Here is a 16,667-nt window from a genome sequence, read left to right on the forward strand (position 1 = left end):
CAAATAATTCTGCAAAAAAATGCGCGAAAATCAATGAGCCTGTAGCCAAATATCTGTAAATTGGAGCGAATATGGAAAACGAAAGCAACGACCCTCAACTAGATATTGTTGCTCAAAGATGGGCAAATGTTGATTTAGATGAGGCAAATACTGTGTGCTCGCTTTTAGAGGAGTCGCTAGAAGTAGATTGCGTTTTAAGCCATAGTTTGCGCCCGATGGCTGCAGGTTCATTGCTTCGCGCGCATTACAAAGATAATGCATCAAAGCAATCTAAAAGTTTGGACGTTTATATTAAAAGATGCAGCACAAAAGTGAGGCAAGCTAGCACAATTAGACCGTATCATCGTTTTGCTGAGCATCTTTTACAAAACAAAATAAGCACACCAAAGTACTTGTATTTTAATAAAAATAGCGAGTCTTTAGGTTTAGAAAAGAATACTTCTGGCGATATTTGCGTAGACGGAACTCTTCTTGTAATAGGCGATTGCGCTTACGAAGTTACTTTAAAAGCTAGTGGAGAAGACCGATACAAAGACGCGTACACTTGGGATCCGCCTAAAACGTGCGAAGAAGCCAAAAATCTTGGAGCGATGATGGCAAAAATCGCCTTAGCTTCACAAAGTTTTGACGAGCCAAATCCTAAGGAAATCAACGCTTTTCAATCAAGATTTAGTCTTTGTGCAAGCGAAGACGTGCAAAGTGATGCCGAAGTTTGGTTAAAAAATAGGCCCGATTTAGCGAAATTCTTAAAAGAACAGAATCGTGATTTTGTAAAAGATTTAAGCGAATTTGCTCCAACATGCAAAAAAATTTACGATTTGGGGTACGCGAATCTAAGAAAGCAGTGGACTCATGGAGATCCGCATATATCTAATTTTATGTGGGAAGGTAGTGCTCCAAGCGCAGTATTTGACTTTGGAATGGCGTATAGAAACACAGCAATCTACGATTTAGCAATGACTTTGGAACGCAACACAATTCAGTGGGTAGATATTGCGAATGGCAAAAAAGATTCATTTAGAACAGACTTAGTTAAGTCAATTTTGCAAGGATATGCTATCGTTCGACCATTAACAGATGTTGAAAAAGAGTTGCTTCCGCTTATTCTTAGCGTAAGTCAAATTGAGCAATGCGTAGAATTTGTAGACTATTATTTAAAGTCAAATGGATCTTACGACTTTAAAATTTGGGGCTACGATACTGGGTTCTTAGAGCACGCTAGATGGTATAAATCTAGTTACGGAGAGCAATATTTAAACGCTTTAATAGAGATTTTGCGAGAAATATAAATATAGAGGATTTTGGCGGATTTTTTATCTGATTTAGCTGGCTTTTATTAAGCTTTGCAAAACGGGTTTAAGTATTCGTTCAATGGGGTTGTTAGATTTTAACTATGAGTTTTGAAAACGTTGACTACACTTCGTTAAATATTCCAGCAGCTCCATTTAGTGATCCTAGCCGCGTGCCAGATTTTCCTAAAGGTAAAGTTCCTCGACATGTAGGCGTGATTATGGACGGCAATGGGCGTTGGGCTAAAGAGCGCGGAATGATTCGCACCGAAGGGCATAAAGCGGCGGAGCCAGTGGTTTTCGACACTATTGCAGGAGCCATAGAAGCAGGTGTTCGCTATTTGAGCTTGTACACGTTTTCTACGGAAAATTGGAAAAGATCTCCTCAAGAAGTGCATTTTTTGATGGGATTTTCTAGAGATATTATTCACCGCAGAGTTGCGCAAATGAACGAGTGGGGAGTGCGCGTGCGCTGGGCCGGAAGACGGCCAAAATTGTGGAAGTCTGTTATTGACGAGTTGGAAAAAGCTCAAGAGATAACGAAAAATAACACTACGATTGACGTTGTTTTTTGCTTAAACTATGGTGGTCGCGCGGAAATCGCAGACGCTTGCGCGGCAATTGCTAGGGAAGTTAAAAGCGGCAAAATTAAGGGTGATCGCATTAGTGAGAAGATGATTGCGGAACACTTGTATAACCCAGATATTCCAGATTGCGATCTTGTGATTCGCACTTCGGGAGAGCAGCGCACTAGCAACTTTCTGCCTTGGCAAGCGTCTTATGCTGAGCTTGATTTTGTGCCAGAACTTTTCCCAGATTATGGTCGCGAAGCGCTGTGGAGGTCAATTGACCGTTATGCGCATCGCGACCGCAGATTTGGTGGCGTAAAAAACGCTTAAACTTATCTGTTAGTAGAATTAATTTATTAGTCGCAAGCTAGCCAAGCGCAAGCTGCTACAACAGCTGATTCAAGTCCACGATTTAGAGTTGGTTGCAAATCTGGAGCAAAAGCTGGATTGTGATTTCCAGGAGCATTTTTCATGTCTTCAAATCCACCTAATCCCCAGTATGCGTAAGGTGTATTAAAAGCGTTCGCGACTATAGAAAAATCTTCCGAAGCAGAAGCGCGCGAAATATTTACAGAGTCTTCTCCAAAGTATTCATCAAAAGCTTTACGCACGCGCAAAGACGCATTCTTATCATTATTCGTAAGCGGATAGCGGTCATAGTATGTAAATTCTGGTTTCTTAGGACATCTTGCAAGCTCGCACTCTCCACGCACAATTCGTTCAATAGCATTGTGTACAAATTTTTGAGTATCTTCGCTATAAGTTCTTGTGTTAATTAAAAGCTCGGCATCATCAGGAATAATATTCGACTTACTTCCTGCATTAAGCGCACCAACTGTAACAATTGCGTAATCTTTAGCTGCAAGTTCGCGAGAAACAATCGTCTGCAATTTAAGCACAATTGACGAAGCAACAACCACTGGGTCAACACTCAACTCAGGCATAGAACCATGTGAACCTTTACCAAAAATGTGCACGCGAATCGAAGCTGCAGTAGTTAAGAACGCGCCCGAACGAATACCGACTGTTCCTGCAGGAATAGCACCCAACACATGCTGGCCAAGGTAAACGTCAGGCTTTGCAATCATGCTCGTAATGCCATTTTCCACCAAGTATTTTGCGCCTTGAGCTGTTTCTTCTCCAGGCTGAAAAACGCCAATGTACGTTCCTCTCCAAGCATCTTTATGCTTGTTAAAAGCCTTCAAGGCTCCAAGTAGGCTGGAAATATGAAAATCGTGACCGCAAGCGTGTGAAACTCCAACCGTTTTGCCATTTTCATCTTGTGTCGTAACTGTTGAAGCGTAATCTTTTCCTGAATTTTCTTTAATTGTAAGCGCATCGATATCCGCTCTCATAGCGACAACAGGACCTTCGCCGTTTTTAATCTCTGCCACAACGCCTGTTTTTCCAACTCGCTTTGTTTCAATCCCAGCTTTGCTAAGAATATCAATAATTGTTTGAGCTGTATGATCTTCTTTCATTGACAGTTCAGGATGTTGATGAAAGTATTTGTATTGTCTTTCTCGTTCTGCTTGGGTTTCATCTAAATCGGATAATATTTTCTGAACTGCCGTAAGTTGCAGCATAAATTCCTGCTTTCTTTTGTTTTATTATAACTTTGTTGAGTTTTGAGATTATTTGATTTTAGTTTTATTTTTCTTTATTTCGTTCTTCAAGAATCTTGTCTACAAGAGCAGCTTTTGCGTCGATTTGATCGCTAAAACCAGGGCGAATGTCTAGTTTTAAAATAACGCCTGTGCGATAGCCTTTTTCAACAAGAACCATAGTTGCGTCTTTTACAACGCGCATAACGTCGTCAAATTCGCCTTCGATGTTTGTAAACATTGCGTTTGTTTCGTTTTTTAAGCCAGAATCACGAATCACTTTAACGCAATCTGCTACGTATTCGCTAAGTTCTTCGCCAACTCCGCTAGGAGCAATGCATAATGCTGCAACTGTATTAGTTTTGTGGCAATTCTTGTTATTGCAAGTATCGCAAGTATTGTTATCAGTGTTTTCGCTCATTTTAAATCCTCTCAAAGTGAAAAATATGTGTTGCAAAATTATGCTTATACTTTATTGTATTCGTTTAGCTTATATATGATACTTATATATGTTGCTTTAGCGTCACAGGGTTTTTCTATAATAAACACCGTTTTCACCCAAATTTTCTAGATTTACGAAAAAGGTGTATTGTGGCTGTTTCAAAGCTTGATGAAGTCGTATCCTTGGCTAAGCGTCGAGGATTTGTGTTCCCAGCTGGCGAGATTTATGGTGGTACGCGTTCTGCTTGGGATTATGGTCCTTTGGGCGTTGCGTTAAAAGACAATATTAAGCGCGAATGGTGGCGTTATATGGTCACTACGCGTGGCGATGTTGTTGGAGTGGATACTTCTGTTATTTTGCCTTCCCAAGTTTGGGTTGCGTCTGGTCACGTTTCTGTGTTCAATGATCCTTTGATTGAGTGCTTGAATTGCCATAAGCGTCATCGTGCAGATAAGCTCGAAGAATCCTATGCCGAAAAGCACGGCGACAAAATGCCAGAAAATGGCTTGAAAGACATTGCTTGCCCAGATTGCGGCACTCGCGGAAACTGGACGGAGCCTCGCGATTTCAACATGATGCTTCGCACGCATTTAGGACCAGTTGAAGACGAAAACAGCTTGCACTACTTGCGCCCAGAAACAGCTCAAGGCATTTTTGTTGACTTTAAGAACGTTATGACTGCTACACGCCAAAAGCCACCATTTGGCATTGCGAATATTGGTAAGTCTTTCCGTAATGAAATCACTCCTGGAAACTTCATCTTCCGCACTCGCGAGTTTGAGCAAATGGAAATGGAGTTCTTCGTAGAGCCTGGAACAGACGAAGCTTGGCATCAATATTGGATTGATACACGCGTAAATTGGTATGTTGATTTGGGTGTAAAGCCTGAAAATTTGCGTATGTATGAGCATCCTAAAGAGAAGTTAAGCCATTATTCCAAGCGCACTGTAGATATTGAATACAAATTCGGCTTCCAAGGATCTGACTGGGGAGAGCTTGAAGGTATTGCAAACCGTACCGACTACGATTTGTCTGCTCACGCTAAGCATTCTGGCGAGGATTTGAGCTACTTCAATCAGGCTACTGGCGAAAAGTATGTGCCTTACGTTATTGAGCCTGCTGCTGGTCTTACGCGTTCGCTTATGGCATTCTTGGTTGATGCTTACGACGTTGACGAAGCTCCAAACACTAAGGGCGGAGTTGACAAGCGTACTGTTCTTAGACTTGACCCTCGCTTGGCTCCTGTTAAAGCTGCAGTTTTGCCTTTGAGCAAGAAGCCAGAATTGCAGGCTGTTGCTCAAGATTTGGCTGCGGATTTGCGCCAGCACGATTGGGTTATTGATTACGATGAGTCTGGTGCTATTGGTCGCCGCTATCGTCGTGAGGATGAAATTGGTACTCCTTTGTGTGTAACAGTTGATTTTGATACTTTGGAAGATCATGCTGTAACGATCCGCGAGCGCGACACTATGCAACAAGAGCGCGTTTCCTTAGACAAGGTTGCAGATTACGTAGCAAGCCGCATTAACGAAAAGCGCGTTAAGTATCCGCAAGGTCCTGTAGAGATTGTTGGTACTCGCGCTGCAGACGGTGGTGTGGATGTTTCTAAAGAAAACGGTGTTGATGAATCGCAGCCTGTAAAGATTGCTCAGGCTGGCGGCTTGTATTAATACGCGTATAGTGAAAAATCGCTAATAAACAAAAACAAAATATATTAAAGTGAATGGAGTTAAAGCAATATGGATTTTTCTATTAAACCAGTAGATTTAGGGAAAATTCATATTGCAACTCCTGTTGTTTTATCTCCAATGGCTGGTATTACTAACTGGCCTTTTAGAGTGATTTGCCGCGAATATGGTCCGGACGGGCTTTACGTAGCAGAAATGATTACAGCTCGCGCATTAGTTGCAAGGAATCCTAAAGCCTTGCGTTTATGCCGTTTTGCGCCTAACGAAAAAGTGCGTTCTTTGCAACTTTACGGAGTAGATCCTTCTATTGTAGAGCTTGCTGCTCGAATTGTTGTTGATGAGAACATGGCGGATCACGTTGACTTAAACTTTGGATGCCCAGTTCCTAAAGTTACAAGGCGCGGCGGCGGTTCTGCTCTTCCTTGGAAAACAGATTTGCTTCAGGAGATTTTGCATCGTGTTGTTTCTGTTTGTGATCCAGCAGGAATTCCTGTTACAGCTAAATTCCGCGTTGGTATTGACGAAAATCACGAGACTTTTATGCAAGCTGGTCATATTGCGCAAGAAGAAGGATGTGCTGCTGTAACTTTGCACGCGCGTACCACTGCAGAATATTATGGTGGTCATTCTGATTGGAGCCGTATTGCTGAGCTTGTAGATGCTTTGGATATTCCTGTTTTTGGTAATGGCGATATTTGGGGTGCGGATGACGCTCTTGCAATGTTTAAAGAAACAGGATGCGCAGGCGTTGCTATTGGCCGCGGATGCCAGGGGCGTCCTTGGATTTTTGCTGATATTCGTTCTGCTTGCAATGGAAGCGACGATCGCGTTAATCCAAGTCTTGGGCAAGTTTGCAAGGTGATTTTAAGACATCTTGAGCTTTTAGTCGAGTTTTATGATGGCGACGAGCGAATGGCTGTTCATGACTTGCGCAAGCATATTGCTTGGTATTTAAAGGGGTTCCCTGTTGGAGGTGGAACTCGTAAGAATTTTATGGAATGTGAGTCTATTGAGGATGTCCAGCGTAATATTGATGCGTTAGATTCTTCGCTAAAGCTTCCTGAGCAAGTTTTAGACACGCCGCGTGGGCGAGTTCGTTTTGCAAAAAAAGTTCATTTGCCATATGGGTGGTTGGATTCTCGAATAACATCTCATAGTGAGCGTGAGGAGTTGTTTGGCGATGATCCAATGGATGCAAGTTACTAGGTTTTACTAGTGTTTTCTAGGGTTTTTGAGTATATAAAACATAATATAAACTACTGCTTAATATTTTAAACTTTTGTTAATAAAACGCATTAATGATTTGCGTATAGCACGGTGTATTATCGAATCGGTGACATTTTTTCAGTTTTTATTCATAAAACGCCGCCATTATCGAGCGTTTTGCGCTAAAGTAATGCGTAAACGTGCGTGTGAGTGACAGGAGACAACGGTGAGCGAGATTGCCCAGACTGACAATTTCAACGACAAAACCATAATCAAGGTAGTCGGCGTCGGTGGAGCCGGTGGTAACGCCGTCAACCGAATGATCACCGAGGGTTTGCAGAACGTAGAATTTGTGGCTATTAACACTGATGCCAAGGATTTGTTGCGTTCTGATGCTGACGTGAAGATTTCATTATCTGACGCTTCGAGTCGAGGATTAGGAGCAGGTGCTGACCCAGAAAAAGGCGCTAAAGCTGCTCAAGATCATCAATCTGACATTGAAGAAGCATTAAAGGGCGCCGATATGGTGTTCGTAACCTGCGGAGAAGGCGGTGGAACTGGTACGGGTGCAAGCCCTATTGTTGCCCGCGCTGCACACCAGCAAGGTGCTTTGACAATCGCAGTAGTTACGCGTCCATTCGGTTTTGAAGGACCTCAGCGTGCTGCATCAGCAAAACTTGGTATTGAGAATCTTCGTAAAGAAGTAGACGCTTTGATTGTGATTCCAAACGATCGTTTGTTGGAAATTTCAGATCGAACCATCGGAATTATTGAAGCTTTTAAGACTGCAGATACCGCATTGCTTGCAGGCGTTCAGGGTATTACAGATTTGATTACCATGAATTCTTATATTCATGTTGATTTCTCTGATGTTACCGCTGTTCTTCGCGGTGCAGGAACTGCGCTATTTGGTATTGGTGCAGCGAAGGGTGAAGACAGAGCTACGCAAGCTGCAGAAATTGCTATTAGCTCTCCATTGCTTGAAGAAAGCATTGAAGGTGCTCATGGTGCTTTGATTAATATTGCTGGTCCAAGTGATTTGAAGCTTCAAGAAGCAAGTGCTGCAACAGAGCTTGTTCGTAAGGCAATACATCCAGAAGCGCAGATTATTTGGGGTCTTTCTTTGGACGATTCTTATGGAGACGAGGTTCGTGTTACTGTTATTGCAGCTGGTTTCGATTCTCATCCTAAGTCTGAAGACAGCAAAGCAGGTGCTTTCGTAGATATGCAGGCAGGAGTCGATTCTGTGGCTCCAGCTCATTCCACTACTACTGCTCCTTCTAAGCCTGTGGACACTGTTGAAACCGCGGAACCTGTTTCTTCTATGTTTGATTCTGTTGATCCAGTTAAGCAATATCAAACACAGGCTACTCAAGTGAAGCCTCAAGACGAACCAGACGAGCTGGATATTCCTGATTTTCTGCGTTAAGCATAACTAGGGGAGGGCATCTTAATGGCTGGTTTTATGAAGAACATGATGTCTTATGTAGGCATGAGTGATGTTCAGGACGACGATGATTTCGTTGATTCTCAAACACAGGATACTTCGTTTGACAACGACCACAGTGTTGCTCCTATGAGCCTTCATAATGGTGATGTTGCACAATCTGGTAATGGTGCTTCTACTCGATCTAATGCAGGTCGTATGAGTCGCATTACTACGATTCATCCAAAATCTTATGAGGATGCGCAATTAGTTGGAAGAGCTTTAAGAGATGGAACACCAGTAGTCTTGAATCTTACGGGTGTTAGTGAATCCGTTGCATATCGCATAGTTGATTTTTCTGCTGGCGTTGTGTTTGGTGTTCGCGGATCTATAGAAAGAGTAACTCCTAGAGTCTTCCTTTTAAGCCCTTCTCAAGTAAATATAAAAGTTGAAGATGCTCCTAATGGCGGATCTGCTCGCGACTTATTCTCCTAAAGCTAAATAACATGAGACTAGTCGCCAGCGACCGAACATTCGATTGCTACGCTTAACTTGTATTTAAGGCAGATATCTTTTAGGTATCTGCCTTAAATTTATACTTATTCTGTACTTATATTTTGGTTTACGATTAACTTAGCTATTGTGTAAAATTATTGAAAATAGTTTAAAGGAAAATCTTAATGAATTTTGTAATACGCTTAATACTAATTTTGAATATTTTCATAAACGCTTATCTAGTAATACTGTTTATTCGCGCAGTTTTAGATTGGATTCCGTTTATATTCCATTCTTTTAAACCAAATGCGATTTTGCAAAAATTCACTCAAATCATATATTTTATGACAGAACCACTTTTAAGATTTGCGCGAAAATTTATACCACCAGCAAGATTAGGTAGCATAAGTTTAGACGTGAGTTTTATGGTAGTGTACTTTTTGTTACTAGTTTTACAAATGTTTTTGAATATGCTTTACTGATGCTTATTAATCACAATTTTTAATGAAGCGACACGATAGTTATTAATTTAGAAAAATATTGGTAGATTTCGTAAAAAAATAATCGCTTTTTACACAATTTTTTCTATAGACGTGATAGCATCGAATAGATATATCAAAAGGGCTGCGCGCCCAAAAGTGAGGTGTAATGCATTATGGCTCTGTTAACGCCTAAAGACATTCGCGAGCATACCTTCCAAATCGTTCGATTCAAGGGAGGCTATGATGTTGACGAAGTTGATGACTTTTTGGATCAGGTTACAGAAACAATAGAAGCGCTTGGTCAGCAGGCAGTGCAGGGGCTTGGAGCTTCCACGCAGTCTCTTGGCGCCGATGTTGCTAGCTTGAACAATAAGATTTCTGATTTGACAAAGCAAGTTGAATCTTTAACAAAAGAAAATAATGATTTACGTGAAGCATCCAGCAGCGCGAACAAGAATGACAATGATCTTGCAGCAAAGCTTAAGGAAGCTGAAGAAAATAATCGTGCATTGAGCGAGCAGAATCAGCAGCTCAAAGAGCAGCTGGATGGTTTAGGTGCTCAGGTAGATCAGCTCACAGCACAGGCTGCAAATGCTGATAATGCTAAGGCAGACGCTGATAAGAAAGTTCATGAAGAGCTTGAAAACGTTACTCGCGAACGCGATGACTTTAGAGCAAGTAGCGAGAATTTGGGTCGCGAATTGGAAGAAGTCCGTCAACAGCTTGTTGTAACACAGCAGGAAAATGCAAAGGTTCAGGATTTGTCTCGTCAACTTGAAGAATCTCATAAGCGCGAAGAGCAGCTTCGTGAGCAGGTTGCTAAGATGGAGCCAAGCACGGAAACAGGTAGCTTGCAAAAGATTGCAGGTGCTGGTGCAGAAGTGGGCGGTTCTGAACCAGAACGCGCTACAGCAATGTTGACTCTTGCAATGCAATTGCACGATCAGTATGTAGATAAGGGCAAGGCTAAGGCAACTCAGATAGTCGAAGAAAGCCAAGCTCGATATAACGAGATCGTTACTAAGGCAGACGATTATTCTAATCGTACTCGTAGCGAGGCTGATGAATACAATAAGCAGACTCGTGGAGATGCGGATGATTACTCCGTTCGTACTCGTAGCGATGCAGACGCTTATGCTGCTCGCGCGCACAACGAGGCAGATGCTTATTCTGGTAAGGTTCGTCAGGCTGCTGATGATTATTCTAAGCAAACTCACGATCAGGCTGATCAATATGAGTCTGAAGTTCAGCATAGAGCAGCGGATTATGATTCCACTACTCGTACTGCTGCAGATGCTTACGCTCGCCAGGTACGTGAGAATCTTGAAAAGCAGACTAAGGTTATTGAAGGAAACATTCAAAGCCTCAAGCAGTTTGAAACTGAGTATCGTACTCGCTTGACTGACTTCCTTGGTCAGCTTGTTGCTCAAGTTTCCGATGAGAACACTTACAGTTCTATGGAAAATCAGGACCAACAGGATCAAAAGTAGTTATACTAAATCCAGTTAGATTGGAAAAATACATTGACGCATTGTGATATGCGTGTAGAACGGCTGCGTAATCGCGCAGCCGTTTTTGCACTGATTGCTTTTATTGGAGTGGTTTTAGACCGCATAACCAAAGTTTGGGCATTAGCAGCGCTTAGTGGAGGAAAAAGCATTGATATTCTTCCACATTTGCTCTCTTTTACTCTTGTTAGGAATCCTGGAGCATCTTTTGGCTTAGGCTCTTCTTTTACTTGGGTTATTAGCGTGTTAGCTTGCGTTGCATGCGCTGCTATGATTGCGGTTATTAAGCACACAAAATCTTTATATTGGACTATTGCGCTTGCTTTAGCTTTTGCTGGAGCTTTTGGAAATCTTATTGATAGAGCGCAATATGCTCAAGGCTTTTTGAACGGAAAAGTCGTAGATTTTATAAACTACGGATGGTCCGTTGGGAATGTTGCAGATATTGAGCTTATGTTTGCAGGAATTGCAGTTATATGCCTCATTTTGATTGGGATTCCTCTTATAGAGCGCGCTGATGAGTGATATTCGTTTTACAGTTACGAGTCAATTTGCTGGATGCAGGTTCGACGTATGCTTGTCGAACCTTATGGGAGTATCGCGTGCAAACGCAATATCGCTAATCGATAGTGGCAAAGCAAAAATCTTAGATAAAAAATCACAAAAATCCTCAACTTTGCAAGATGGAGATGCGATTGTTATAAATCAAGAGGAAGTTGAGGATCAAAAACAAAAGTCAACTAGCAAATCCACTATATGCGATATTCCAATAGTTTATAATGATGAAGATATTGTCGTAGTAGATAAGCCTGTTGGAGTTGCAGCGCATTCAGCAAAAGGCTGGGATGGCCCAACAGTGCCAGAATGTCTAGAAGCAAGCGGTGTTGAAATAAAAACAACCGTGTGCGATGAATCACGAAAAGGAATCGTAAGCAGATTAGACGTTGGAACAAGCGGATTAATGCTGGTTTGCAAAACAGATTTTGCGTATGAAGAAATGAAAAAACAGTTCGCAAATCATAGTGTGAAGAAAATATATCACGCTTTAGTCCAAGGAAATCTTAAACAAAATAAAGCTACAATTGATGCACCAATTGGGCGAGCAAAAGTTTCAGATTTTCGTTTTACAATAACTAAATCAGGTAAGTCTGCAATTACGCATTGGGATGTTATAGAGCGTTTTAAGGGAGCGACTTTAGTGAAAGTCAATCTGGAAACTGGCAGAACACACCAAATTCGTGTGCATTTTTCGTCAATAGGACATCCGGTAGTGGGCGATCCTATGTATGGTGCAAATCCTCAATTAAGTGAAAAATTAGGGCTTTCTAGACAGTGGCTTCATGCAATGAGTCTAAAATTCAAGCATCCTCGAACGGGAGAACTTATTAAAGTTGAATCGAAGTATCCGTTAGATTTGCAACACGCTTTACACGCCATACAAGAATTGTAAAAGTAGAGTTATTTAGTAAAACAGGTCATATTGCATCTATAGAATAGCCACTATGGCTAGGTTGGAAACAAACTTCGTACACTTACATAATCACACACATTATTCGCTTTTGGATGGTGCTTCGAAGATACCAGACCTAGTTGCACGTGCAAAAGAATTAGGTATGCCAGCTGTGGCTATTACAGATCACGGAAATATGCATGGTGCATACGAAATGTGGAGTACTGCTGTAAAAGCTGGAATTAAGCCGATTATTGGAATCGAAGCTTATGTGACCCCTGAAACAGCCAGACAAGACAAGAGCAGAGTGCATTGGGGAACTGAAGCGCAAAGAAGCGACGATGTTTCTGGCGGCGGTTTGATTACGCACATGACAATGTGGGCTGAAAATGATGAAGGCTTAACAAATCTACTCAAAGCGTCTTCTATAGCTAATTTAGAAGGTCGCGTAATGCGATATCCTCGAATGGATAAAGATGTGTTATCAAGGTATTCTAAAGGGGTTATAGCGTCTTCTGGATGCCCATCTGGAATTATTCAAACGCGTCTTCGTTTAGGTCAATTTGATGAGGCTTTACGCGCTGCAGGCGAGTTTCAGGATATTTTTGGGCGCGATAATTTCTTTATAGAATTAATGAATCATGGGCTTTCTATCGAAACGCGCGTTACTAAAGATTTGCTTGAGATTGCTAAGCGTCTTAATGCGCCTCTTCTTGCTACAAACGATTTGCATTACGTGCACGAAGAAGATCGCGAAGCGCAAGATGCAATGCTATGCATTAATTCAGGATCGCGCTTGGATGATCCAGACCGTTTTAAGTTTGATGGCTCTGGATACTATTTAAAATCTGCCGAGCAGATGCGTGAATTGTTTAAAGAGTTTCCAGAGGCTTGTGACAATACGCTAGAAATTGCCCGTCGTTGTAACGTTATGTTCGACGATGGTGAAGATGGCGCTTTTATGCCGCAATTTGATTGCCCTGAAGGTTGGGATGAGACTTCGCTATTCCTTAAAAAAGTTGAAGAAGGATTAGAGCGTAGATATAACAACAATGTTCCTATGGAAGTCTTAAAACAAGCAGACTACGAGTGTGGTGTTATATGTCAAATGCAGTTCTGCGGATACTTCCTAGTTGTTGCGGACTACATAAATTGGGCAAAAGCACATGGTGTTATGGTTGGTCCTGGACGTGGTTCTGCAGCAGGCGCAATGGTTGCGTATGCTATGGGAATTACTGAGCTTGACCCAATGAAGCATGGTCTGATTTTTGAACGATTCCTAAACCCAGAGCGAGTATCTTTACCAGATATTGATGTTGACTTTGACCCAGATGGTAGAGCCAAAGTTTTGGAATACGTCGGTGAAAAATATGGAAGAGATAAAGTAGCTCAATGCGTGATTTATGGAACGATTAAAACAAAGCAAGCATTGAAGGATTCAGCTCGAATAATGGGCTACGAGTTTTCCGTTGGAGAAAAAATTACAAAAATTCTGCCTCCTCCAAAAAACGGAAAAGATATGAGTTTCCACGATATTTTTGATGAAAAATCAAAGAGATACGCGGAGGCGCGCGAGTTTCGCGAAATGTATGACACTGATCCAGATACGAAGCGAATTACTGAAGAAGCAAAAGGTATTGAAGGTTTGATTCGCCAAACTGGTGTTCATGCTTGCGCAACAATCATGGGCTCGGAGCCGATTACTGATACTTCGCCTCTTTTGGAGCGTACTGATGGAACAATAACAACAACGTTCGAGTATCATACTTGCGAAACGTTGGGCTTAGTGAAAATGGACTTTTTGGGTCTTTCCAACTTAACAGTTATTAGGGATACGCTTAAAAATGTTGAGCATAATGGTAAAGAGCCTATTGATTACACTAAAATTCCGCTTGACGATAAGGAAACATATCAGCTTCTTGCTAGGGGAGACACTTTAGGAGTTTTCCAGCTTGATTCCGACGGTATGCGTGCCCTTCTGCGCACACTTAAGCCAGATAACTTTAACGATATATCGGCTTTGATTGCACTTTATAGACCAGGTCCTATGGATATGGATTCTCACACTAACTACGCCAAGCGTAAGAATGGTTTACAAGAGATAACGCCTATCCATCCTGAAGTTGCTGAGCCGCTAAAAGATGTTCTTGGCGAAACATATGGTTTGATTGTTTACCAGGAGCAGGTGCAGTCAGCTGCGCGTATTTTAGCTGGGTATAGCCTTGGTAAAGCAGATGTTTTGCGTCGAGCAATGGGTAAAAAGAAGCCAGAAGTGTTGGCTAAAGAAAAAATCCCGTTCTTTAAAGGCATGAAAGAACATGGTTATTCAGAAGAAGCTGCACAAGCTGTTTGGGATGTTCTGGTTCCTTTTTCTGGTTACGCGTTTAACAAGGCTCATTCAGCCGCATACGGTTTGATTTCTTATTGGACTGCGTATTTGAAAACGCATTATCCTGTGGAGTTTATGGCTGCATTGCTTCAAAACGAGCGCACGAATAAGGATAAGACAGCGCTCTACTTGGGTGAAGCTCGACGTATGGGTATTCGTGTTTTGCAGCCAGATATTAACGAGTCTGTTCTTGAATATTCTGCAGTTGGAGATGTAGTTCGTTTTGGACTCGGAGCTGTTAGGAATGTTGGTGATAAAGCCGTTAACGATATTATTAGCGAAAGAGAAAGTGATCGCGGAAAGTTTATTGATTTTAAGGATTTTGTAAACCGTGTATCTTTTGCCGCTTTGAATCGTAGACTTGTCGAATCTCTTATTAAATCTGGTGCTTTCGATTCAATTAATCCTTGTAGAAGAGCTATTTTTGAAATTTGTGAACCACTAATTGACTCTGTTATTTCTATTAAGCGCAGACAGGCAGGTGGTCAGTTTGATCTTTTTGCTGATCTTGATGATTCCGATAGTGATCTTGGAGATGCTCAAATCAACATTCCAGATGTTGAAGAATGGGATAAAAAAACGAAGCTAAACTTTGAGCGAGAAATGCTTGGGCTTTACGTTTCGGATCATCCTTTGAGTGGTCTTTCTGCTGTGTTGGCTGGTCTTAGGGAAATGTCGATTGCTCAGCTTTTAAATCGCGCTAAAACTATGGGCGAAAATCAGCAGGTAACTCTTGCAGGCCTTGTGACTAGCGTAGACAGGCGAGTATCTAAAAAAGGTAATGCTTGGGCGATTGTAACTATTGAAGACATGGAAAGTTCAATACAATGCATGTTCTTTGGTAAGGTCTATGAGTCATCTGCTGCAGAACTTGCGATTGATCAAGTTGTGAGAATTAGGGGACAGGTAGAGGTTCGAGACGAAACAGTGTCTTTAAGAGCAACTGAGTTTGAAGTTCCAAGCTTAGAGGCGGAAGATGCTCAGCCTGTTACAATTGTTCTTCCTTTGCAAGCATTAGAAAAGTCACGTATAAAAGAGCTTGAAAATATTGTTACAAGACATCCTGGTTGTTGCGAAATGAATCTTGCTTTGATTGATTCTAGAGGATGCGCAAAAGTGTTATCGTTTGGAGATAGATTTAGAGTTAAGCGAGATACGTCACTTTTTGCAGAGATCAAAATATTGTTTGGTCCTAATTGTTTGCCAAGCGCGTAGATTATGCTTAAAGTGTTTTTAAGTGGCGTTAACTAGCTGTTTAATAAGTTAGGGGTACAAAATGTGTGCAGATCATGAAGGTTTGAGTGAAGATAGTAGCTACAAAAACTTTGCGAATAATGGGAAAAATTCCAATAATTCTTCTAATTCCAAAGAGTCGAAAGAAGTTCGCACATCTTTTACTGATAAAGAGCTTGAAGATGCGTTACTTGGATTTGAAAAAGAATTTAGCGATGAACAAAAACATGATTCTGTCGATGATGTTGTAAACAAAATTGAGCAAGCAAACTTTGAAGAAGATTTGGAAGGTTTGCTGGGTAAAAAAGCCAAGTGTGCTCTGTTTCTAACTGTTATGGAACCAGGGGAGCTTCTTGCTGCTTTTTGTAAAATGGCTGGTATTAGAGCTAAATGTTTTAGTGACGAGAACGGTGGAGTCGCCGTTTTATGCGATTTAGACGAGGATAATCCAGAAAAATCTGTTAAACGATTCACAGAGTATTTTCGCGGTATTCCAGCGATTTTAATGGTGAATCGAGCTAATAAAATTGATGCAAAAGTCTACGAATATAAAAAAGAAGTACAGGATGCTATTCCTCCTATGGTTCTTACCATGTCTGCTAGATGTGTGGAAGATCTTATGATTTGTTATGCGACAGTTGAAGATCTTAAAGAGTCTGGGATTGAGGTTACTTATACGGATGATTTAAGTGATGAGCAAGCTAAAGAGATTTTTTATAAATATGGCAAAAAAATGTGAGTCTAATCTTGCAAATACGCTAAATTAAAAGTAAGTAAATTCATTGCTATATTTCTAAATAAAAACTAAATATAAGAGATAATATAGTCATTGCGTTTTGCTCTAAAAACATGTTGAAAAATATAAGACTTGAATACTGATTGGACT

The 16,667-nt window shown here is 41.3% G+C and carries 14 protein-coding genes; 12 read left to right on the forward strand and 2 right to left on the reverse strand.

The genetic code is table 11. The features are described from left to right. Nucleotides 1-71: 71 nt before the first annotated feature. Nucleotides 72-1,289, forward strand: coding sequence for a phosphotransferase enzyme family protein (locus HXT20_RS01800; protein ID WP_248898659.1), 1,218 nt, complete (start codon nt 72-74; stop codon nt 1,287-1,289). 104 nt (nt 1,290-1,393) lie between these two features. Beyond that, on the forward strand, nt 1,394-2,188 hold the full coding sequence (locus HXT20_RS01805; protein WP_004112377.1) for an isoprenyl transferase: 795 nt from the start codon (nt 1,394-1,396) through the stop codon (nt 2,186-2,188). Nucleotides 2,189-2,214: 26 nt separating this feature from the next. Here HXT20_RS01805 and HXT20_RS01810 read toward each other — a convergent pair whose 3' ends face one another. Further along, nucleotides 2,215-3,444 (reverse strand): M20 family metallopeptidase, encoded by a 1,230-nt coding sequence (locus HXT20_RS01810; protein WP_020759884.1) that lies wholly within the window; start codon nt 3,442-3,444, stop codon nt 2,215-2,217. A 64-nt stretch (nt 3,445-3,508) separates the two neighbouring features. Then, nucleotides 3,509-3,883: an MTH1187 family thiamine-binding protein gene (locus tag HXT20_RS01815; protein WP_004112383.1), complete on the reverse strand. Its 375-nt coding sequence runs from the start codon at nt 3,881-3,883 to the stop codon at nt 3,509-3,511. Between the two features lie 170 nt (nt 3,884-4,053). Between HXT20_RS01815 and HXT20_RS01820 the strand changes: the two genes are divergently transcribed. The 10 genes from HXT20_RS01820 to HXT20_RS01865 all read left to right on the forward strand — a co-directional run bounded on the left by HXT20_RS01820 (nt 4,054) and on the right by HXT20_RS01865 (nt 16,520). Then, nucleotides 4,054-5,574: a glycine--tRNA ligase gene (locus HXT20_RS01820; protein ID WP_009993551.1), complete on the forward strand. Its 1,521-nt coding sequence runs from the start codon at nt 4,054-4,056 to the stop codon at nt 5,572-5,574. Between the two features lie 69 nt (nt 5,575-5,643). Then, the gene (gene dusB / locus HXT20_RS01825; RefSeq protein WP_004116830.1) at nt 5,644-6,798 is read left to right on the forward strand and encodes a tRNA dihydrouridine synthase DusB; all 1,155 of its coding nucleotides are present in this window, start codon (nt 5,644-5,646) and stop codon (nt 6,796-6,798) included. Nucleotides 6,799-7,024: 226 nt separating this feature from the next. After that, nucleotides 7,025-8,227 (forward strand): cell division protein FtsZ, encoded by a 1,203-nt coding sequence (gene ftsZ / locus HXT20_RS01830; protein WP_004574977.1) that lies wholly within the window; start codon nt 7,025-7,027, stop codon nt 8,225-8,227. Nucleotides 8,228-8,251: 24 nt separating this feature from the next. After that, a complete protein-coding gene (locus HXT20_RS01835) occupies nt 8,252-8,719 on the forward strand; it encodes a cell division protein SepF (protein WP_004112394.1) in 468 nt (155 codons plus the stop codon). A gap of 185 nt (nt 8,720-8,904) precedes the next feature. Continuing rightward, nucleotides 8,905-9,201 (forward strand): YggT family protein, encoded by a 297-nt coding sequence (locus HXT20_RS01840; RefSeq protein WP_004116829.1) that lies wholly within the window; start codon nt 8,905-8,907, stop codon nt 9,199-9,201. A gap of 173 nt (nt 9,202-9,374) precedes the next feature. Continuing rightward, nucleotides 9,375-10,691, forward strand: a complete 1,317-nt coding sequence (locus tag HXT20_RS01845; protein ID WP_004112400.1) for a DivIVA domain-containing protein — start codon at nt 9,375-9,377, stop codon at nt 10,689-10,691. 48 nt (nt 10,692-10,739) lie between these two features. Continuing rightward, nucleotides 10,740-11,234 carry a signal peptidase II gene (locus HXT20_RS01850; RefSeq protein ID WP_004116823.1) on the forward strand — a complete coding sequence of 165 codons (495 nt, stop codon included), beginning with the start codon at nt 10,740-10,742 and terminating at the stop codon, nt 11,232-11,234. Then, a complete protein-coding gene (locus HXT20_RS01855; RefSeq protein ID WP_285085212.1) occupies nt 11,227-12,159 on the forward strand; it encodes an RluA family pseudouridine synthase in 933 nt (310 codons plus the stop codon). Before HXT20_RS01850 ends, HXT20_RS01855 begins: the two co-directional genes overlap by 8 nt. A 52-nt stretch (nt 12,160-12,211) precedes the next feature. Beyond that, a complete protein-coding gene (gene dnaE, locus HXT20_RS01860; protein ID WP_004115626.1) occupies nt 12,212-15,763 on the forward strand; it encodes a DNA polymerase III subunit alpha in 3,552 nt (1,183 codons plus the stop codon). Nucleotides 15,764-15,824: 61 nt separating this feature from the next. Beyond that, entirely contained in the window at nt 15,825-16,520 is a 696-nt protein-coding gene (locus tag HXT20_RS01865) for a hypothetical protein (protein WP_004116818.1), read from the forward strand. The last annotated feature ends 147 nt before the right edge of the window (nt 16,521-16,667 follow it).

Origin of the sequence: Gardnerella sp. DNF00109 (assembly GCF_049262845.1) — a bacterium.
GTDB lineage: Bacteria > Actinomycetota > Actinomycetes > Actinomycetales > Bifidobacteriaceae > Bifidobacterium > Bifidobacterium vaginale.